Below are 20676 nucleotides of genomic sequence, written 5' to 3'. Positions count from 1 at the left end.
ATGCTCTGCCCGTTTAGGATTCCGGGTTCGCGCTGCGCGCGCCCCGGAATGACGGTTGGGGAGGCTATTCGCCCGGCAGCAGCGCGTTGCTGGGGGTCTGGCGGTCGGTGATCTGCATCCCGAACAGGCTGCCGATCAATTCCACCGCGACCCGGGCGGTGCGGCCGCGTTCGTCGAGGAACGGGTTGAGCTCGACCACGTCGAGCGAGCGCACCAGGCCGGAATCGTGCAGCAGCTCCATGATCAGATGCGCCTCCCGATAGGTCGCGCCGCCCGGCACCGTGGTGCCGACGCCCGGCGCAACGGCGGGGTCGAGGAAGTCGACGTCGAACGACAGATGCAGCACGCCGCCCGCGGCGCGGACGCGGTCGATCACCCGGCGGATCAGCACGCCGACGCCGAATTCGTCGATCGCGCGCATATCGACCACCGGGATCGCCCGCGCGCGCACCAGCTCCTTCTCGAGCGGGTCGATCGAGCGGATGCCGAACAGATCGAGCCGGCCGGAGGGGATCGACACCCGCGGCTCGTCGCCGAGCAGATCGTCGAGTCCGGGCTCGCCGCACAGGAACGCCGCCGACATGCCGTGCATGTTGGCGGTCAGCGTCGTCGTTGGCGTGTTGTAGTCGGCATGGGCGTCGAGCCACAGCACGAACAGCGGCTTGCCTTGCGTCTGCCAGTAGCGCGCGACGCCGTTGACCGAGCCCATCGACAGGCTGTGATCGCCGCCCATGAACAGCGGCACCGCGCCGGATTGCGCCAGTTCGTAGGCCCGCGCCGAGATCGCGCCGACCCAGCTCCGCACCTCGCCGTAGAAATTGGCGTTGGCCGGCGTCGGATCGTTGCCACGGTCGCGTTGAGGCCGGGTCATGTCGCCATGGTCCTCGGCCTCGATGCGAAGCTGTTCCAGCAGCCGGCCGATGCCGGCGGTGCGCAGCGCTGCGGGGCCCATCAGCGTGCCCCGCAGCCCGGCGCCGATTTCGATCGGCACCCCGAGCAGCGCGACGCGGCGCGGGACATCAGTCGGGAGCACGGAACCGGACGGCGTCATAGCGGCGCCTTTTCGGAGAGAGGCGGGGACGGATCGATCAGGCCTTGAAATAGGTGATCTGATGCGTGGTCGCCAGCAAACGCCCGCTGGCCGACCAGAGTTCCCCGGTCTGGTCGCTGAAACTCTTGTGAAAAACGTTGGCGTCCGCGACGCCGAGCACCGCGGTCGTGGCCTCGGTCGCAAGGTCGGCCGCGTCGACGTGGAAATACGTCGTCATCGACACCGTTCCGATCGGCAGCAATTCGCCGCGGACGTGGAAGATCCGCGCAAAGAACGCATCCGCGATCGCCGACAGCGAGATCAAATCGATCACCCGCGGTACGCTGTGGCCGATCCACGCTTTTGTATGCGGGCTCGCCGGCTCCGGATGCGGCGCGCCGCCGAAATTCGGTGCATTCTCGGCGAAGCGAAATTCGAACTGGCGGATCCAGGCGGCGGCAACGCCGGCCCTCGAATACACCGGCGTGTCTTCGTAATGGGAGGTCTGCGGCTTCTCGGCCGGCTGGTGCGACCAGGTCTCGCGGCGCTGCGCGAACACGGCGGTGCCGAACGCGGCGACGCCGACATCGGGCTGCGTGAGGTCGATCGACCAGTGCTGGGTCGAGCGCGTTGCCTTCACCAGCCGCGGCGCGAGATCGAATGCGCCGTTCGAAACCGGCGCGCAAAAATTCACAGTCAGCGCCAACGGATCGCCGGCGCGGTCGGGATGCGCCATCAGCGCCCGCAGCAGCGTCGCCGTTGTGGCGCCGCCGAACTGGCCGACGAAGGCGTGATAGTCGTCGCTGGTCGCCCCGCGCCAGCGCCCGTCGGTGCATTCGACCTGCGTCGCGGCGTCGAACGGATGCGGCTGATGCTCTACCTTGGCGTCCATGGTCTCTCCCTTGTTTCTTATTGGTCTTGTCCGGCTCTGCCCAGCGCAACTTGCCCCGCGCCGCGGGTCAGCGCAATGGCTGTCGATCATCATGTGATGGGCGAGTGGCTGTCGCGATGCTCCCCTCCGCTTGGCTGGGAAGCATCGATGTAAAATGCGCGCGCCTTCTGCTCCCTCTCCCGCTTACGGGAGACGGTTGGGGTGAGGGCGAGCCGAGCACTGACCCGGCGATGCTGCGAGAGCGCTTCCCCTCCCGGATCGCCGCGCGATCCGACCTCCCCCGCAAGCGGGAGGTTGCGCTGTCCGATGACGTGAGCGCGGCTGCAAGCCCCGCGCTCCTCAACCAAAAGCGTTCCTGCTATCCCTTCGCGCGCCGTGCCGGCGAGGGCTGCGTCGCGTGGCGGGTGGGCACGTCCCAGATGTCCTCGGCGTATTCGCGGATGGTGCGGTCCGAGGAGAACCATGCCATTCGCGCGACGTTGAGGATGCCGGCGCGGGTCCAAGCGGAGCCGGCGCGCCAGCGCGCGTCGATGCCGCGCTGGGCTTCGTAGTAGCTGTCGAAATCGGCGCTGACCATATAGTGGTCGAGATGCCGCAGCGCGTGCGCGACCGAGGCGAACCGCGCCGGATCGTCGGGTGAGAACGCGCCGGCGTCGATCGCGCGGATGGCGCGGGCGAGTTGCGGCGAGCGGCTGACGACGTCGTTGGCGTCGAGCCCCTGGGCGCGCCGCGCCACCACTTCGAGCGCTTCCATGCCGAAGATCGCGATGTTCTCCGCGCCGACGTGATCACGGATTTCGATATTGGCGCCGTCCAGCGTGCCGATCGTCAGCGCGCCGTTGAGCGCCAGCTTCATGTTGCCGGTGCCCGAGGCTTCCATGCCGGCGGTCGAGATCTGTTCCGACAGATCGGCGGCGGGGATGATCACTTCGGCGAGGCTGACATTGTAGTCGGCGAGGAACACCACCTTCAGCTTGCCGCCGATCGATTCGTCGTTGTTGATCACCTCGGCGATGTCGTTGATCAGCTTGATGATCAGCTTGGCGTAGCGGTAGCTCGCCGCCGCCTTGCCGGCGAAGATCTTGACCCGCGGCACCCAGTCGCGGTTCGGCTCGTCCTTGATCGCGTGATACAGCGCCACGGTCTCGAGCACGTTGAGCAGTTGCCGCTTGTATTCGTGGATGCGCTTGATCTGCACGTCGAAAAGCGCGCCCGGATCGATCCGGACGCCGTTGCGCTCGCTGATCAGCCGCGCCAGCGCGATCTTGTTGCGGTGCTTGACCGAACGGAACTGCTGCTGGAACGCGCTGTCGCCGGCGAACGCCTCGAGGCGCTGCAGCTGGGTCGGATCGTCGAGCACCTCGTCGCCGCAGGCCGCGCGCACCAGATTGGTCAGCCCCGGATTCGCCAGCGTCAGCCAGCGCCGGAAGGTGATGCCGTTGGTCTTGTTGGTGATGCGGCCGGGATAGAGATGATTGAGATCGTGAAACACGGTCTCTTGCATCAGGTCGGAATGCATCGCCGACACGCCGTTGATCCGGTGCGAGCCGATGAAGGCGAGGTGGCCCATCCGGACGCGGCGCCCGCCTCTCTCGTCGATCAGCGACACCGACGCGCGGAACTCGATGTCGCCGGGGCAGCGCACCTCGGCGAGCGCGAGATGCGCCTCGTTGATGCGGTAGATGATCTGGAGATGCCGTGGAAGCGTGCGCTCGAACAGGTCGAGCGGCCAGGTCTCCAGCGCCTCCGGCAGCAGCGTGTGGTTGGTGTAGCTGAGCGTCGCAATTGTGATCTGCCAGGCGTCGTCCCAGCGCAAATGATGGACGTCGACCAATAGCCGCATCAGCTCGGTAACGGCGAGACTCGGATGGGTGTCGTTGAGCTGGATCGCAGCCCTCTTGGCGAGGCTGCGGATCTGCCCGTCGGAGTCGAGATGCCGCTGGATCAGATCCTGCAGCGAGGCGGAGACGAAGAAATACTCCTGCCGCAGCCGTAATTCGCGGCCGGCGGCGCTCTCGTCGTTAGGATAGAGGAATTTGCAGATCGCCTCGGCGCGCGCCTCGTGGGCGGTGGCGCCGAGATAGTCGCCGGTGTTGAACACGTCGATCAGCATCGGATCGGGCGCTCGCGCCGACCAAAGCCGCAGCGCATTGACGTGCTCGCCGCGCCAGCCGACGATCGGCGTGTCGTACGCCATCGCCTGCACCGTTTCGACCGGTGTCCACACCGCCCGCGTCAGCCCCTTGGCGTCGGTGACTTGCTCGACGCTGCCGCCGAACTTCACCTGATAAACGACCTCGGGCCGCTGCAGCTCCCAGGGGTTGCCGAAAGACAGCCACTCGTCCGGGAATTCCTGCTGCCAGCCATGATTGATGATCTGCCGGAACAGGCCGTAATCGTAGCGGATGCCGTAGCCGAAGGCCGGGATCTCCAGCGTCGCCATGCTTTCCATGAAGCAGGCGGCAAGCCGGCCGAGGCCGCCATTGCCCAGCGCCGCGTCGGGCTCGCATTTGCGCAGATCGTTGAGGCCGACGCCGAGGTCGCCGAGCGCAGCGGCGTACTGCGCGAGCAGGCCCATATTGTTCAGTGCATCGGTGAACAGCCGGCCGATCAGGAACTCCAGCGAGAGGTAATACACCCGCTTGCGGCCGGCGTCGTAGCTCTCCTTTTCCGAAACAAGCCAGCGGTGCACGATGCGGTCGCGCAGCGCCAGCGCCGAGGCTTTGTACCAGTCGTGCTTGGTCGCCTGCGTCGCCGCCTTGCCGATCACAAGCGTCAGCTTCGCCAGAATGGCACTCTTGATCTCGGAGAGCGCCAGCTCATCGATCGGCGGCTGTTGTTGCTGAAGCTTCTCGAACACGGACTGCACTGGCAAATGATGATCCTATAAGGGCTTTGTAAGTTCCGAACATACAAACAATAGCGCGGGTCCGAAACCCATGACGAGTGCATCGTTGCGGCGCGATGCCTTGGTTTTGTGCAAAACTCGCGTTTTGGCGATCTCTTGCCGACCAAGCGCGGCTGCTTCGTTGCACAGATTGCCGTCCGGATGATGACGCGGCGCGGTGATGAGCGCGGCGAGTGCCAATGTGATCGTCATTGTGATCGCCGCAGCCGTGCGACTTCCGGCTCGCCGCGTCGATCTCGCTGCGACAGCCGCGCGGATTTTTGGAAATAGAACAAATTAAGAACAAATTTACAAGCTGTTGATATATCATGATGATTCGGCGCGTGGCGCTACAATATCTATGGTTTGTCCCAGCTTGCGAGGACTACATGTCCACAATCGCCTTCGATCAGATGGCTCTGACCCGGATTGCCGATTTCGCGCGGTCGCTGTCGCGACTGCATCAGCTCGCGCGGCGGCAGTGGATCGACGACGACCAGCTCGACCGTGAATTCAACGCGGTCTGCCTGTCGATCTGGGGCTATTCACCGGACGACCTCTGCGACCAGATGTTCGACGCGGACGATCTGGCCTGGCTCGACACGCTGGACGAAGCCACCGCGCGGATCTTCGCGGCCGAGCATGGCTATGATCTCGTCGACGACAGCGGGATGCTGACCGACTGGTGGGGCTATTGCTGGATGATCCTCGCTGAAAAGCGCGGCCTGCTGACGCCGGAGAACCGCGCCGCGGCGCGTGCCAGGATCGAAGAGACCTACCTCGCCGCGTCCAATGTGATCGGCGTCATTGTCGGGCGCTGAGCGCCCGTCTGCAACACGCGCGTCATTCCGGGGCGCGAGCGCAGCTCGCGAACCCGGAATCCCGAGATGCTCTGGATGTCTGAACTTCGAGATTCCGGGTTTGCTCGCTTTGCGAGCGCCCCGAAATGACGCGGTGAAAGTCTGCGCTCAGTCTACCGCCGCACGCCGGCCCTGCACGGGCTTCGGCGAGGCGATCGGCAGCGAGACGTCGTGGGCGACCACCGGCACTTGTTCGGCGATCAGTTCGGCATTGACCGGCGCAACTTTCATCTCGCCGAGCCGGGCGCGAATCTGCGTGGTCAACCCGGGATAATCGGCGACCGGGGTGAAATCGGGGGTCTGCTCGGCGCCGAGGCGGACGCCATTATAGGCGGCGAGCCCGGTCGCGGTGGCGACGATGTCGCCGGGGCGCAGCGAGGTGTCGAGCGACAGATCGACCGGCGCGAGGCCGGCCGGGTTGCGGCCGTTGCAGGTGCAGTCGGCCTTCAGCGCCTTGCGATAGGCGAAGGCGTTTTCGCTGTCGGCATAGCGCTGGCCGTTGCTCGCCGTCGCGCTGTCGATATGGCTGCCGTAATACACCTTGGCGTTGCCGGCCGGGCAGAACGCCTGACACATCTGCGCTGGCGTCGCGCCGCCGCGCGCCTGCAGCGGAAAATACTTGCCGTCGCAGCTGCGGACACAGAACGCAGGCCCGCCGCCCGAGGCGACCTGACGCGGCGCCGGCGGCGGTGCCGCCTGCTGATTGAGTCCGAACGGATCGGCAAAGAAACTCGCCTGCGCCGGCGCGCTGCGCTGTTGCGGCCGCTGCGGGCCGGCGCCGCCGAACAGCATTTCGAGGATGTTCTGCGCGGAGGCGGGCGCCGGGATCAGCGCCACCGGGGTCCCGACAAATAGCGCCGCGGCGAGCGCGGCTGAGCGCTGAAGGCGCAGCATTTCAAACACTTGACGCAACGCTCACTCCACCCGACGCGATCGTGCGGCAAAGCCGCGACACCGGTCACTTTAGTGCGGGATGGTAAACGCGCGGTTTCTGCGGGTGCTCCGCGTCAGCGATTAAGAAACTCGCTGGCCTTGTACAGCGAGCGGAATGGCAGCCCGGCTTCGGCGAAGGCTTCGGTAGCGCCTTCCTCGCGGTCCACCATGGTCAGCACCAGCACGATCTCCGCGCCGGACTCACGTACCGCTTCGACCGCCTTGATCGCCGAGCCGCCGGTGGTGGTGACGTCCTCGACGATGACGCAGCGCTTGCCGGCGAGGCTCTCGCCTTTCGCCAGCCCTTCGATTGCGAGCTTTGCCCCGTGCTCCTTCGGCTTCTTGCGCACGAAGAACGCCGCGATCGGATGGTTCTTCAGCCACGACAATTGCGCGATCGCGCCGGCTAGAGGCACCGCGCCCATTTCCAGCCCGCCGATGAAATCGACCTGTTCGTCGCGCAGCGCCTCGTAGGTCAGTTCCGCCAGCAGCGCCGCGCCCTCGGGATCGAGCATCGTCGGCTTCAGATTGAAATAGAAATCGCTCTTGCGGCCGGAGGCCAGCGTGATCTCGCCGCGGCCGAATGAGCGGTTGCGGATGATGTCGGCAAGGCGGGCGCGGGACGCGGATTTGGACACGGGCGGACTCTCTGAGGTTGACCGGCCGCAATCTAGCCGCCGGCCGCGAGCGAAGCCAGCGGCGCGGTGGCGGTATTCGCGGTTGAGGGAGGGGCCTCGCGTAGCTCTCCGATGCAAGCCCCGCAACCGGCAGGGCGCAACCTCTCCCGCTTGCGGGGGAGGTCGGATCGCGTCAGCGATCCGGGTGGGGGAAGCTGACTTTCAACGGATTGCTGACTCAGTGCTCGGCTCGCCCTCACCCCGGCCCTCTCTCGCAAGCGGGAGAGGGGGTACTCTGTGCGCGTCGAGAGGCGGCGGCGACGAGAGGCATCAAGCGGAAGCTCAATGCGCCTCGTCCCAATTGTCCGCGGCGCGGGCGTCGACCTGCAGCGGCACGTTGAGCAGCACCGCCGGGAACGGCGCGTCCTGCATCACGTGCCGGACCACCGGCAGCGTCGCGGCGACCTCGTCGTCGGGCACTTCGAAGATCAGTTCGTCGTGGACCTGCAGCAGCATCTGCGCGCTGAGCTTCTTCTCCGCCAGCGCGTCCTCCATCCGCACCATGGCGCGGCGGATGATGTCGGCGGCGGAGCCCTGCAGCCGGGCGTTGATCGCGGCGCGTTCGTTGAAGGCACGGATCGACGGGTTCGACGCCTTGATGTCCGGGTAGTGACATTTGCGGCCGAACAGCGTCTCGACATAGCCGTGGGCCCGGCAGAAATCGCGGGTCTCGTCCATATAGGCGCGGATGCCGGGGAAGCGCTCGAAGTAGCGCTTGATATAGGCGCCGGCCTCCTCGCGCGGGATGCCGAGCTGGTTGGCGAGGCCGAACGCCGAGATGCCGTAGATGATGCCGAAATTGATCGCCTTGGCGCGGCGGCGGATCTCCGACGGCATGCCCTCGACCGGCACGCCGAACATTTCCGACGCGGTCATGGCGTGGATGTCGATGCCGTCCTGGAACGCCTTGCGCAGCGCCGGCACCTCGGCGACCTCGGACAGCAATCGTAGCTCGATCTGCGAGTAGTCCGCCGACACCAGTTTGTAGCCCGGCGATGCGATGAAGGCGCGGCGAATCTTGCGGCCGTCCTCGGTGCGCACCGGGATGTTCTGCAAATTCGGCTCGTTCGACGACAGCCGGCCGGTGGTGGTGGCGGCGAGCGCGTAAGTGGTGTGGACCCGTTGCGTCTGCGGATGCACGTAGTTCGGCAGCGCGTCGGTGTAGGTCGAGCGCAGCTTGCTCACCTGCCGCCAGTCGAGAATCTTCCTTGGAAATTCGTGGCCCTGTTCGGCGAGTTCGTCGAGCACCTGCGCCGAGGTCGACCATGCGCCGGTCTTGGTCTTGCTGCCGCCCGGCAGCCCCATCTTGCCGAACAGGATGTCGCCGAGCTGCTTCGGGCTGCCGATGTTGATGTCTTCGCCGGCGAGTTCGCGAATCTCCGCTTCGATCCGCGCCGCGGTCTGGGCGAAATCGGCCGACAGCCGCGACAGCACGCTTCGATCGATCGAGATGCCGCGCCGTTCCATCCGCGCCAGCACGCCGACCAATGGCCGCTCCAGCGTCTCGTAAACCGCCATCATCCGCTCGGCGACCAGCCGCGGCTTCAGCACCCGCCAGAGCCGCAGCGCCACGTCGGCGCGCTCGCCCGCATATTCGGTGGCGCGCTCGATCGGCACCTGATCGAAACCGATCTTTGCCTTGCCGCTGCCGGTGAGTTCGCCGAGCGCGTGCAGGGTGTGGCCGAGATTGCTCTCGCTCAGCGCATCGAGTCCGTGGCTGCCGCGGCCGGCGTCGAGCGCGTAGGACATCAGCTGCAGATCGTCGATGTTGCGCAACGTGATGCCGTGCTGCGCCAGCAACACTGCGGTGAACTTGATGTTGAAGCCGATCTTGGCGAGGCCGGCGGATTCCAGCAGCGGCTTCAAGGCATCCAGCGCCTCGCGCGCGCCGAGCTGGTCGGGCGCGAGTCCCGCGGCGAACAGGCCGCTTCCGTCGCCGGTCTGACGATGGCCGAGCGGGATGTAGGCCGCATCATTCGGCGCCAGCGCCAGGGCAATGCCGCAAAGCTCCGCCTGCATCGGATCGATCGAGGTCGCGATGGCGTCGACCGCGACGAAGCCTGCGTCGTGGATGCGTGCGATCCAGCCGTGCAATTCGTCGAGCGTCCGGATCGTCTTGTATGCGGTGCGATCGACCGGAATTTTTCGCGCGGTCTCGGCGCGCCTGGCGGCGAGGATCTGCGGCGACAGAACCTCGCCCGGCCTGCCGTCGCGCCCACGCCCGGCGTTCAGCGCACCACCTTCCCCCGATTGCTGCGCGCTCCCTCTCCCGCCTGCGGGAGAGGGCTGGGGTGAGGGCACTTGCTCCGAAAACAGGTCCCCGCTTGCGGCAGTGCCCCCACCCGTCGCGCTACGCGCGCCGACCTCCCCCGCAAGCGGGAGAGGTGAAGACTTCAGCGCGGCTTCCGCCTCGACATCCGACGGATCGATCTGCGCGTAGTCGGCGACCCGCCGTGTCAGCGTGGTGAATTCCATCGCCTTGAGAAACGAGATCAGCTTTCGCGCATCGGGCTCGTGCACCGCGAGCTCGTCGAGCGGCACGTCGAGTTTGACGTGATCATCGAGCAAGACGAGCTTTCGCGAGATCCGCGCCTTCTCGGCGTTCTCGATGAGCGCCTCGCGCCGCTTCGGCTGCTTGATCTCGGAGGCGCGCGCCAGCAAGGTTTCGAGATCGCCGTATTCGGTAATCAATTGCGCCGCGGTCTTGATGCCGATGCCGGGCACGCCCGGCACGTTGTCGACGCTGTCGCCGGCCAGCGCCTGGACCTCGACGACTTTATCCGGCGGCACGCCGAATTTCTCGATCACTTCGGCAACGCCGATGCGGCGGTCCTTCATGGTGTCGTACATCGTGACGCAGTCGGTCACGAGCTGCATCAGGTCCTTGTCGGACGACACGATGGTGGCTGTCGCGCCCGCCTCGCAGGCCTCGCGCACATAGGTGGCGATCAAATCATCGGCTTCGAAGCCGGACTGTTCCAGACAGGGCAGATCGAACGCGCGCACCGCCTCGCGGATCAGCGCGAATTGCGGGATCAGGTCGTCGGGCGCCGGCGGCCGATGCGCCTTGTAGGCGGGATACATTTCGTTGCGGAACGTCGCTTCCGACTTGTCGAAGATGATCGCCAGATGCGTCGGCCGGTTGTCCGGCGGCATGTCGCGCAACAGCTTCCACAGCATGTTGCAGAAGCCGAGCACGGCGTTGACCTGCAACCCGTCGGATTTGCGGCTCAGCGGCGGCAGCGCGTGATAGGCGCGGAAGATGTAGGACGATCCGTCGACCAGGAAGATGTGATCCCCCTTGCCCGGCGCCTTGCCGGCGATCGGGGCAGGGGAGGTGGCGGCGGCTGGCGTCGCGGCGGCTTTCGAAGGGGATTTCGGCATGGCCGCAACTTAAGGCGTTTTGCGGCTTTTGACACCCTGCCGGATGCGAGCGGCGGCGAATTTTGCAGAGCGCCGGGAATCCGGTTGCGTGGGCTGTTGTTCCGTGCGCCGGTGGTTGGCCCGTCGCACCCGAAAGGAATCCCGATGCCCTCGCCCCTCGACGACCTGATGGAGAGACTGCGCGCGGTCGAGGCCGAGATCGAGGTCGAACTGGCCAAGCGCGGCGAAGCCCTGCGCTGGCATCTGGAAAATCGCAGGATCGTGTTCGAGCAGGGCGTCGAGCGGTTGCACAGCGCGATCAAGACCACGTTGTCGCAATATATCCGTGACGCCAATCCCTGGATCGTTCTCACCGCGCCCGTGATCTATGCGCTGATCGTGCCGTTCGTGCTGCTCGACCTCGGCGTGATGGCGTATCAGGCGATCTGCTTTCCGATCTACAAGATCCCCAAAGTGCGCCGCCGTGATTATCTGGTGTTCGACCGGCATCACCTCGCCTATCTCAACCTGATCGAGAAAATCAATTGCGCCTATTGCTCCTATGGCAACGGCGTGATCGCGTTCGCGCGCGAGGTCGCGGGGCGAACCGAAGCTTATTGGTGCCCGGTCAAACACGCCCGCCGCGTGCTCGGCCCGCACCCGCACTATCAGGGCTTCGCCGATTTCGGCGACGCCGAAGCCTATCGGGCGAAGATCGATCAGGTACATGACAGGGTGAAGATCGAGCGCGTCGGGTGAGCGGTGCGGCTGCGGCCTGACATTCCGTAAAAGCGAATGGCCGGAGCTGAACCCCGGCCATTCGAATAGCACCACCGCTTTGCCATTCCGGGATGCGCTTGCGCGCAGGCCCGGAATCCATACTCCCGGCAGTGGTTATGGATTCCGGGCTCGCGCGTTCCGCGCGCCCCGGAATGACAGAAGATAGCTCGGCTTACGCGAACCCGTGCTTGGCCTTGCTCTCCAGCTCCTGCGCCTTGAAGGCGTTGAAGCGCGGCAGGAACTTGTCCCAGTCGATGATGTGGGCGTCGATCTCCGGGCCGTCGATGCAGGCGTGCTTGCGCACCATCTTGCCGTCGATCGTCACCGGCACCATGCAGGCGCCGCACATGCCGGTCGCGTCCACCATGATCGAGTTGAGGCTCGCCACCGTCTTCACGCCATACGGCTTGGTCAGGTCGGAGACCGCCCGCATCATCAGCGGCGGGCCGATCGCGACCACCTCCGCGATGGTGCGGCCGATGCCCTGCTGGTTGGCCTTCATCATCTCTTCGAGCGGTCCGGTGACGAAGCCTTTGACACCATAGCTGCCGTCATTGGTGGTGTAGATCAGCGACAGCTGGTCGCCGAACTCCTGCTTGAGCTTGCCGACGCGCTCGTCGTCGCCGGTCCAGAACAGGAACTCCTTGGCGCGGAAGCCGGAGATCAGCGTGACGTGGTTCCCGAGCCGCAGATGATCCCGCATGATCGGATAGACCGGCGGCAGGCCGACGCCGCCGGCGCAGAACACCACGGTCTGGTTGCCCTCGTAGCGATGCAGCTCCGAGGCGCGGCCGAGCGGGCCGGCGACGCCAGAGAACGCGTCGCCGATCGCCATCCGGTTGATCTCCAGCGACGAGGTGCCCATGCCCTGCACGACGAGATCGATGGTGCCCTTTTCGACATCCCAGTCGGCGAGCGTCAGCGGGATCAGTTCGCCCTTCTCCCACGGCAACACGCGGACGAATTGTCCGGCCTGCGCCGAACGCGCTACCATCGGGGCGCGCACCGTGAACTCGACGATGCCGCCGGCCAGTGGCACCTTGTTGACGATGGTCTGTGCGATCTGGCCGAGCTCGGTGTAGCGCGCCGCACGTTCAACGCGTGTCTTGATCTCCGCCGGAGTGAACGGGATCTCGCCGACGATTTCCTTGGCCGCGGCCTGGCCGTCGCCGGCCGCACGGATCGCGGTGGAGCCGCCGCGCGCGGCGTCGCCGCCCGAGTAGACGTCCTTGATCGAGGTGCGCTGCGAACCCTGCTCGACCTCGATGGTGCCCCATTTGTTGGTCTTCAGGCCCGGCTCGGCGTCCTTCATGATCGGGTTGGCGGTGTTGCCCAGCGCCATGATCACCAGGTCGACCGGCACGCGTTCAATCTCGCCGGTCGGCTTCGGGCTGCGGCGGCCGGACTTGTCCGCTTCGCCGAGTTCGTTGACGTCGAGCAGCGCGTGGGTGACGAAGTGGGTGTGGTCGTCGCCGATGAATTCGCGCGGCGCCCGCAGCACCGCGAGATTGATGCCTTCCTCGAGCGCGTGATGCAGCTCCTCGACGCGGGCCGGCATTTCGCTCTGGGTGCGGCGATACACGATGGTGACGTTGCCGCCGAGTCGCTTAGCGGTGCGCGCCGCGTCCATCGCGGTGTTGCCGCCGCCGATCACGAACACGTTCTTGCCTTTGGTTTCAGGCAATGGCGTCTCGTAGCGATCGTCCAGGCCGCGCATCAGATTGACGCGGGTCAGGAACTCGTTAGCCGACATCACGCCGAGCAGATGCTCGCCCGGCACGTTCATGAAGGTCGGAAGCCCGGCGCCGGTGCCGACGAAGATCTTCCAGAAGCCCTCGGCCTTGAGGTCTTCCAGCGTCGCGGTCTTGCCGACCACGAAATTCTTCACGAAGCGACCGCCGAGCAGCGTGATCTTCTCGACCACGTCGTCGATCAGCGTGTTGGGCAGCCGGAATTCCGGAATGCCATAACGCAGCACGCCGCCGAGATCGTGGAACGCCTCGAAGATCGTGACGGGGAAGCCTTCGACCGCCAGCAGATAGGCGTTGATCAGGCCCGACGGGCCGGAGCCGACCACCGCGATCGGCGGTTTCGCGGCCGCCGCCCATGGCGAGACCCGACCGAGGAAGCGGTCATTGGCGTTGGGGTTCACCAGTTTCTCGTGCTCGGGCAGATACCATTCGAGCTGGCCGATCTCGATCGGGCGCTTGGTATGGGTGCAGACGCCCTGGCACTGCAGTTCCTGCGGGCAGACGCGGCCGGTGACGTTCGGCAGCGGGTTGCAGCTCTCGATCAGCTCCAGCGCTTCGCGATGCCGGCCGGTGCCGAGCAGGTCCAGCATCTCGGGGATGTGGATCTTCACCGGGCAGCCGCCCTTCGGCTCGCTCTTGCCGTGGACCAGGATGCCGATCTCGCACGGCTTGTCGTCGCACTGCTTGTCGCGCAGCACTTCCAGCCAGACGAACAGCTCGCATTCACGCAACGAGTAGCCGATCGACTGGTAACCGAGATAGCCCTGGTTGACGAGGTCGAAGTCGACCGCCCGCTCTTCCGCCGGGCGGATGTAAGGCGGGATGAATGTCTCGCCCGGCCAGCCTTCCGACAGGTTTTCGAACATCGGATAGCGTTCGCGCAGATGCACGTCGATCGCCTTGATGAACTTGCGCTTGAACTTGAGCGGCAGCGCCCAGATGAAGCGCTGCAGGATCGCGCTCATGTCGTCGTCGCGCTTGAGCAGCTCCCACAGCATCGTGGTGAAAGCTGCGCCGAGTTCGCTTTGCTGGAACTCCCAGACGATCGCCTGGGTGCCGTCGGAGATGAACATGTTGCGCAGCGACGCCGGGTCGTTCAGCAGCCGCTTCTGCAACAGCGCAATCTGCTTCTGGAAGACGCCGACAGCCTCGCTGTGCTGCAGCTCTTCCAGCTCGTTACGCGATGTTTCGAGTGTGCTGCGCGCCTGTTCGTAGCGCAGCACCTCGTTGGGGATCGTGCCGGTGACGCTGCTCATCGGATGATCTCCGCGTCGCAATTCGCCGCCGCACGGTTCAGCTTCGCCGACAATTCGGGCGTCACCTTGAGCTTGCCGAACACGCCCGGGATCACATGGGCGACGTCCTTGGAGGCGCCGCCGACGACGATCTTGGTCAGTTCGAACACTTCAGGCACGTCCTGATAGCAGCTCTTGCAGTTGGTGCACTTGTCGAGGTCGGTCTCGGCGATGTCGATATGCGCGCCGCCATTGGCACCATTGGCCGGCTTCGCGCCGTTGGTCTGCGCCGCGGCAGCCGGGGACGACGCAAGTCCGGCCATCAGCCCGGCGAAGCCGTTCGCGGCCGGCGCGTTCGAGCTTGCCGCGAGTTCGCTCATGCCGCGCGCGATGGCGTCGAGCGAGGTCTCCCGCGACTTGACCGATTCTTCGTACTGGTGCTGCAGCGCCTCGAGTTCGACGCGGTGGCTTTCGTCCAGCGCGCGGACGTCGAAGCCGCCGAGATATTGCAGCGTGCGCCAATATTTGCGCCGCTCCTCGACCAGCGCGATCACCGACTCGCCGACCGCGAGCTTGACCAGCTTCTTGTCGCCGTCGGTGCCGTAGATGAACGGCGTCTTGCCGGCGCGGGCGTCCGCGTCCAGCGCGACGTATTCATCGACCGGGAGGCCGTCGGCGTCCTTCTTCAGCGGCTTGAACTGCTTGCGGAAGCGGACTTCGCTGTAGGCGAAATCGGCCGGCGTCACCTTGGCCTTGAGCAATTGGGTCGCGCCGTTGTCGTCGACATATTCGATCGACTGCGACGCCCAATCCTGGTCGGGCTCGGGGTTGCCGTCGAGCGAGAACCAGTTGTCGAGCTTGTTGCCCTTGCGCGGATCGTGGACGAACACCGGATTCATCCGGCTCTCCACCGCCTTGCGGGCCTGGCGGTTGGCGACCGCGTCGCCGATGCCGTGCTCGGCCTGGCAGGGGGTGTAGACGTCGAGCACCGCCGGCGAGGAGGTGTGGTTGAGGAACTCCATCACGTTCTTCAGGAAGTGACCCTGCAGCGCGGTCGCGGTCTGCACCACGAACACGTTGGGATGGAACGAGGCGATCAGGCCGAGTTCCTTGCGGGCTTCCTGTTTGCCGTGATTGGCGATGCCGAACCGCGACAGGTCGGAGTCCTGGCCGGTCAAGCTCGCGGTCGAGGTCTGGCCGCCCGTGTTGGAGTACGCGCCGGTGTTCAGCACCACGACCTTGATCGGGGTCTTGGTCGACAACAGCCGCGACAGCGCGCCGAAGCCGATGTCGTAAGTGGCGCCGTCGCCGCCCATGCTCAGCACGGTCGGCAGCAGGCTGCGTTCGTCGGGCGTGAACTGGCCCCATCCGAAGTAGCGGAAGTAACCGTCGTGCTTGGCCGGATCGTAGGCGTCCGCCAATTCCAGTCTGGCGACACGCAGCGCGCGGAAGTCGTCGGAGGCCTGCGCGGTGAGGCCTTCGAAGATGCCTTTCGCGACCGCCGGGGTGTCCTGGAACAGGCTATTCACCCACGGATCGGTGTAGGGGTTGAACGGGAACGTCGAGGCGTAGACGCTCGAACAGCCGGTGGCGTTGGCGATCACCATGCCGGACGGGCCGTTGCCGGTCGGGCCGCTCTCATAGAGATACAGCCGCTTTTCCAGCGTCTTCAGCGTCGCGTCGATCCGCGCGGCGCGCGCCGGGTCGGAGGCGACCTGCGCCCGCTTGGCGGTCAGTTGATCGATGAGACCTTCCAGTTCGCGGGTGTGCTCCTTGCGCCGCTTGTCGTGGATCGCGTGGTTGGTCGAGGTGACCAGACGGATCGCTGTGACTTCGCCACAGCCGCGGCAGGCGCCGTGGCCGCCGGTGGTCGCGTAGTAATTGGCGCGGTCGAGCATCAGCCGTTTGGTTTCGCCGTCGGGCTTGGTCGCGCTTTCAGTGAACCGGGCCGGGGTGTTCGGCGTGCGGCTGAGGAATTCGAACCGGGCCTGCAACTGCTCCAGCAACGGTTCGTCCTGCTCGCGATCGACCAGCGCGCCGGGGCCGCAGACGTCGATGCATTCGAGACAGCCCGAGCACTTCCACGGGTCGACGCTGACCGAATACAGACCGCCGGTGCCCGGCTGGCTCTTTTCCATCGCGTCGAAGAACGGCCGCGTCCGCGACACCGGATACACCGACAGCGCCGCCGACAGCTTGCCGAAATTGCGCTTCAGCGTGGCGTTGCCGACGTCGAGCGCGTCGGCCGCCTGCGTCACGACCTCGTGGAACGGCTTGTCGTCCTTGCCGCTGCGATAGACCTCACGGATCGCCTCGCTCAGGCTCGGCACCTGGCCGCGCAGCGCTTCCTGCTGCGCGGGCGCGATGTCGAGTTGCTGGATCGCGGTGCCGAGCAGTTCATGGATATCGTGCACGGCGTTGGGGATCGCGGCGTCCGGGCAGACCAGCGCGCATTCCATGCAGCCGGTGCAGAGATCGGCCTTGAACTCCGGCACGTTGCGGCGGAACAGGCCCTTGTCCTTCGCGGCGGCGGAGCCCGCCGGCATGAACATGCCGATGCCGGGCAGCACTGGCGCGTCCGCAATGGTGCCGTCGCGGAACGGGCCGGCGAGCACGTCGTCGTAATACTGCGGATCGAGGAAACCCGACGCCGAAGCCGGCGAGGCGGCGCGGCACATCGAGGCCGAGATCGAGGCGTCGGCCTTCTTCTTCGGCGCGGCCTTGATGGCGTCCTCGCTGAACTCCGGCGCGTCGTAGTCGATCTTGTGCGTCGCCTCCAGACCCTCGCGGATCACCGCCATATTGCCTTCGACGATGTCGCCACCCTTGGCGCCGAACTTCTTGGCGATCTGCTGGCGGATCTTGTTCAGCATCGCGTCCTGCGAGGCGTCGGCCACCACGCGGTCGACATTGCCGCACACCGCGCCGATGAAGGCGATGCCCATCATCCGGGTTTCGAGTTCGGCGGTCGGCGCGTGGCGCTTGGCCACCGCGAAGGCGTCGATCAGATAGAACTTGATCTTCTTGTCGCGGATGGTGGCGCGCGCCTTGGCCGGCAGATCACGCCACACTTCCAGCGGTGACAGATTGGTCTGCAGGATGAAGGTGCCGCCTTCGATCAGGCTGCGCAGCGGGTTGGTGTGCACGAACACCTTGTGGTCAGGCGAGATCACGATTTCGACGTCTTCCAGCTCGGCGTTGGTGATCTTCACCGGCTCCGGCGACAGCGTGATATAATAGTTGGTCGGCGCGCCGCTCTTTTCCGAGCCGTATTTCGGCGCCGACTTCGAGTGCATGTCGAGCGCGCCGGCGAGGATGTCGGTCAAGAGCTTGCCGGAAGCGATGGTGCCGTAGCCGCCGATCGAGTGAAAGCGGATGCGGAACGCCGACGGCGGCAGCAGGTTCGGGTTGGTGCCGGTCTGCAGCGCCATGAATTCCGTTTCCGGATAGGCCGCCTTCAACCGGTTCTGCAGCGCCGCCATCCGCGGCGAGGCGTTCTCGGTGAAGAACCTGGTGCCGAGATACACGAACGGCGCGCTGTCGGGCTTCTCCATATTGGCGTAGCAGGCGATCAGGTCGCGCGGCTGCAGATCGTGGCCGCCGAGGCCGAAGATCGCGGTGGTGATCTTCGGCAGCTTGTCGAGCGCCGGGATGCCGGCATGACGCACGCCGGCGTCGCCGTTCTCGCGCGCCTTGCACAGCGCCTGCGTCACCAGGCTGGTGAGCGCGGTGACGTCCGAACGTTCGAGGATGGTGACCGCCTTCTTGCCCTTCAGCGCGGCGACCAGTTCGGCCTCCGGGAACGGCTGCAGCATCTTGACCGAGATCACGCCGACCTTCTTGCCCTGCGAGCGCAAGTAAGCCGCGACCGCCTCGGCGTCGTCGGTGACCGAACCGAGGCCGACCATCACGGTCTCGGCGTCGTCGCACATATAGGTCATCACCGGCTTGTATTCGCGGCCGGTCAGGCTGGCGTATTCGTCCATCGCCTCCCTGACGAAGCGCGGCACCGCGTTGACGAAGTGGGTGCGGTGGTCAACCGCGCCGGCCTGGAAGTCCGGCTGGTTCTGCACGCCGCCGGTGAGGCCCGGATTGTCGATGTCGACCAGCGCCGGCACCAGCTGCCTTGTGCCCTTTTCGGGCGCGTTGATCCACTGCCGCTTCCATTGCGCGCGGAGTTCTTCCGGCACGAATTGCAGCGTCGCGTCGATCAGCCGGGCGTCGCCGTCGGTTTCGATCGCGTCGGCATTGGCGTCGAGATGCGCCTTCAGCGCCGCGAGGTCGGCCGGCACGAAGTCGGCATCGTGCCGCGCCAGATATTGCTTGAGCTGGAACACACGGCCCTTGGCGCCGAACAGCATGTCCTGCGCCACCGTCGGGCACTTGATGCGGCCGGCCGGGTCGCCGAGGAAGTCGCGCAGCAATTCGGGTTCGGGCATCAGCGCTTCGCTGAGCATGTGCGAGGTGGCGAAGCCGTCCATCGCGTTCGCGACCGGGATCAGCGAGGTCGCTGCGACCTTATAGGAGATCGCGGCGAGGTCGGCCGCTTCCTGCGGATTGGAGCCGAACAGGATGGTGTAGCCCGACGACAGCAGCGCATAGACATCATCATGGCCGGCCATCACGTTCAGCGAATGCTTCGACACCACGCGCGCGGCGACCTGCAGCACGAAGCCGCCGACCTTCTTGCCGACGGTGACGTAATGCGACTCCAGCCCGTACAGGATGCCCTGGCTCGACGAAGCGTTGGAGATGAACTTGCCGCCGGTCAGCGCCGCGCCGAGCGCGCCGGACTGCGCTGAGTGCTCGCCCTCGGGCTCGAAGAAGAACGGATGCTTGCCCCAGACATTGCAGCCTCCCGAGGAGCGGAACGCCTCGTAGATTTCGGAGATCTCGGTCGAGGGCGTGATCGGGTAGCCGATGACGCCGCCGCAGACATGACCCATCACCTGCGCGACCGCGCCGTTGCCGTGAATGACAGAGGGAATGCCGGGATATTTTGCGTTCATGGGTCGTTCCATTTCCATTGACTGTTGGCGCAGCGATGCCGCCGCGCGGCCGCGTCTGAGAAAAGCGTTTCCGGGCCGCGGCGGCTGCGCTGGCAGCGGACGGCAAACCTTGTCTCGATCTTCAGAAGTGGCTTCCGACGGTGGTCAGGATCCCAGGGTCGGTAAAGCCGTAGCCATGTGTGCGGTGCACTAGCATGCGAGCCACACCCTCGATTTGATGCGCATCAAAGGAGAAGATTATGCTTCTTTTGGGTAATAAAATTGCGATCAGCCTAGATGCAAGGCAGTTGCAGGTGTCGGGGTGCGGATGTGGCCAAACTGGATGTTGCAGTGCATCCAAAGGTCCAAATTGCTCGAAAAGCGTCGCTTCGCTATATAATCGTCTATACGACGAGGCTGTCTGTTGGACGACCTAGTCGGCTGTTTCTTCAGAACAGGGTCGAAAGTCTAGCGGATGGTCGATGACCTTTGACTCCCAATGTGAAGTGGCCGCGCTGGTCTATGACCGCGGCGATGATCCGGACGGCGTCCTGCAGGCGTTCGCGGCCGATCTCAATGCAAGGGGTTACCGCTCGGTCGGGCTGGTGCAATTCGGGCATCGGCAGGCCGACGCGCCGCGCTTGTCGGCGAGGCTGGTCCACAACGGCGAGGAACTGCCGCTGTATCAGGACCTCGGCTTGCAGGCGACCGGTTGCGCGCTCGATCCCGGCCGCTTGCTCGACGCCGGCGCGCGCGTGGCCCGCGCCATGGAGCAGGGCGCGGATCTTCTGATCATCAATCGCTTCGGCCAGCACGAGAGCGAAGGTCAGGGGTTGTTGTATCTGATCGTCCAGGCGCTGAGCGCAGATATTCCGCTGGTGATCGCGGTGCCGAGCCATCGCTTCGACGCCTGGATCAGATTCGCCGACGGCATGAGCGTGCGGCTGCGCTGCGATCGGCAGGCGTTGGATGTGTGGTGGTCGACGCTGCACGGCCGCGGGCGCCGCGCGGCCCGCGCTCCCGCGACGATGTGCGAAGTCTATAAATAGAGACGCGCCTGTTTCATCGACAATCGCGGAGTCGTCGGTAGTCCGCGCAGCGTCGCCCCATGCATCCATGCAACAGAACTGTTCGGCGCCGGCGTGTTCGGACGGTGACGTACCGGGATGCCGTCTCTCCAGAGATTCGGGTAGCTAACTACCTCGTCATTGCTTCCGATCAAATCTAAAACCCTTCTAACTTACTGATCCTAAAAAACAAAATCTTTGACCGCGTGCCGG

At 65.4% G+C, this 20676-nt stretch carries 12 protein-coding genes; 3 read left to right on the top strand and 9 right to left on the bottom strand.

Annotated elements, in window-relative coordinates; all coding sequences use genetic code 11:
* Positions 1–64: 64 nt before the first annotated feature.
* The 4 genes from rocF to BMY71_RS24410 form a co-directional block, all read right to left on the bottom strand.
* Entirely contained in the window at positions 65–1051 is a 987-nt protein-coding gene (gene rocF / locus BMY71_RS13230) for an arginase (RefSeq protein WP_092684310.1), read from the bottom strand.
* Positions 1052–1088: 37 nt separating this feature from the next.
* Positions 1089–1922, bottom strand: a complete 834-nt coding sequence (locus tag BMY71_RS13225) for an acyl-CoA thioesterase (protein ID WP_041805139.1) — start codon at positions 1920–1922, stop codon at positions 1089–1091.
* Between the two features lie 358 nt (positions 1923–2280).
* Entirely contained in the window at positions 2281–4797 is a 2517-nt protein-coding gene (locus BMY71_RS13220) for a glycogen/starch/alpha-glucan phosphorylase (RefSeq protein ID WP_011501375.1), read from the bottom strand.
* Between the two features lie 9 nt (positions 4798–4806).
* Positions 4807–5022 carry a hypothetical protein gene (locus BMY71_RS24410; protein WP_139202639.1) on the bottom strand — a complete coding sequence of 72 codons (216 nt, stop codon included), beginning with the start codon at positions 5020–5022 and terminating at the stop codon, positions 4807–4809.
* Between the two features lie 176 nt (positions 5023–5198).
* On the opposite strand from BMY71_RS24410, the gene BMY71_RS13215 reads away from it, so the two are divergent.
* Positions 5199–5630 carry a hypothetical protein gene (locus BMY71_RS13215; RefSeq protein WP_041805140.1) on the top strand — a complete coding sequence of 144 codons (432 nt, stop codon included), beginning with the start codon at positions 5199–5201 and terminating at the stop codon, positions 5628–5630.
* A 147-nt stretch (positions 5631–5777) separates the two neighbouring features.
* On the opposite strand, the gene BMY71_RS13210 is transcribed toward BMY71_RS13215, so the two are convergent.
* The 3 genes from BMY71_RS13210 to polA all read right to left on the bottom strand — a co-directional run bounded on the left by BMY71_RS13210 (position 5778) and on the right by polA (position 10663).
* Positions 5778–6581: a DUF2865 domain-containing protein gene (locus BMY71_RS13210; RefSeq protein WP_092684308.1), complete on the bottom strand. Its 804-nt coding sequence runs from the start codon at positions 6579–6581 to the stop codon at positions 5778–5780.
* 95 nt (positions 6582–6676) lie between these two features.
* Entirely contained in the window at positions 6677–7240 is a 564-nt protein-coding gene (gene pyrE / locus BMY71_RS13205) for an orotate phosphoribosyltransferase (protein WP_011501378.1), read from the bottom strand.
* Between the two features lie 321 nt (positions 7241–7561).
* Complete coding sequence (gene polA / locus BMY71_RS13200) at positions 7562–10663, bottom strand: DNA polymerase I (protein ID WP_092684306.1); 3102 nt, start codon at positions 10661–10663, stop codon at positions 7562–7564.
* 144 nt (positions 10664–10807) lie between these two features.
* On the opposite strand from polA, the gene BMY71_RS13195 reads away from it, so the two are divergent.
* Positions 10808–11401: a hypothetical protein gene (locus tag BMY71_RS13195; RefSeq protein WP_011501380.1), complete on the top strand. Its 594-nt coding sequence runs from the start codon at positions 10808–10810 to the stop codon at positions 11399–11401.
* A gap of 193 nt (positions 11402–11594) precedes the next feature.
* Here BMY71_RS13195 and BMY71_RS13190 read toward each other — a convergent pair whose 3' ends face one another.
* Together BMY71_RS13190 and BMY71_RS13185 are read right to left on the bottom strand one after the other, a co-directional pair.
* The gene (locus tag BMY71_RS13190; RefSeq protein ID WP_092684304.1) at positions 11595–14429 is read right to left on the bottom strand and encodes a sulfide/dihydroorotate dehydrogenase-like FAD/NAD-binding protein; all 2835 of its coding nucleotides are present in this window, start codon (positions 14427–14429) and stop codon (positions 11595–11597) included.
* Positions 14426–19417 (bottom strand): 2-oxoacid:acceptor oxidoreductase family protein, encoded by a 4992-nt coding sequence (locus BMY71_RS13185; protein ID WP_092684302.1) that lies wholly within the window; start codon positions 19415–19417, stop codon positions 14426–14428. The genes BMY71_RS13190 and BMY71_RS13185 overlap by 4 nt, the downstream gene beginning before the upstream one ends.
* Positions 19418–19878: 461 nt before the next feature.
* On the opposite strand from BMY71_RS13185, the gene BMY71_RS13180 reads away from it, so the two are divergent.
* On the top strand, positions 19879–20445 hold the full coding sequence (locus BMY71_RS13180) for a DUF2478 domain-containing protein (protein ID WP_092684300.1): 567 nt from the start codon (positions 19879–19881) through the stop codon (positions 20443–20445).
* Positions 20446–20676: the final 231 nt, after the last annotated feature.

Source organism: Rhodopseudomonas pseudopalustris, assembly GCF_900110435.1.
Lineage (GTDB): Bacteria > Pseudomonadota > Alphaproteobacteria > Rhizobiales > Xanthobacteraceae > Rhodopseudomonas > Rhodopseudomonas pseudopalustris.
Note: the sequence above shows the minus strand (reverse complement) of the source record. Positions and strands in the feature narration are given on the sequence as shown.

Excerpts from the sequence above, each read along its gene's own strand:
- BMY71_RS13215 (WP_041805140.1), top strand. The coding sequence starts at position 5,199 with ATGTCCACAATCGCCTTCGATCAGATGGCTCTGACCCGGATTGCCGAT.
- BMY71_RS13185 (WP_092684302.1), bottom strand. The coding sequence starts at position 19,417 with ATGAACGCAAAATATCCCGGCATTCCCTCTGTCATTCACGGCAACGGC.
- BMY71_RS13195 (WP_011501380.1), top strand. The coding sequence starts at position 10,808 with ATGCCCTCGCCCCTCGACGACCTGATGGAGAGACTGCGCGCGGTCGAG.
- polA (WP_092684306.1), bottom strand. The coding sequence starts at position 10,663 with ATGCCGAAATCCCCTTCGAAAGCCGCCGCGACGCCAGCCGCCGCCACC.
- rocF (WP_092684310.1), bottom strand. The coding sequence starts at position 1,051 with ATGACGCCGTCCGGTTCCGTGCTCCCGACTGATGTCCCGCGCCGCGTC.
- BMY71_RS13190 (WP_092684304.1), bottom strand. The coding sequence starts at position 14,429 with ATGAGCAGCGTCACCGGCACGATCCCCAACGAGGTGCTGCGCTACGAA.
- BMY71_RS13180 (WP_092684300.1), top strand. The coding sequence starts at position 19,879 with ATGACCTTTGACTCCCAATGTGAAGTGGCCGCGCTGGTCTATGACCGC.
- BMY71_RS24410 (WP_139202639.1), bottom strand. The coding sequence starts at position 5,022 with ATGACGATCACATTGGCACTCGCCGCGCTCATCACCGCGCCGCGTCAT.
- BMY71_RS13225 (WP_041805139.1), bottom strand. The coding sequence starts at position 1,922 with ATGGACGCCAAGGTAGAGCATCAGCCGCATCCGTTCGACGCCGCGACG.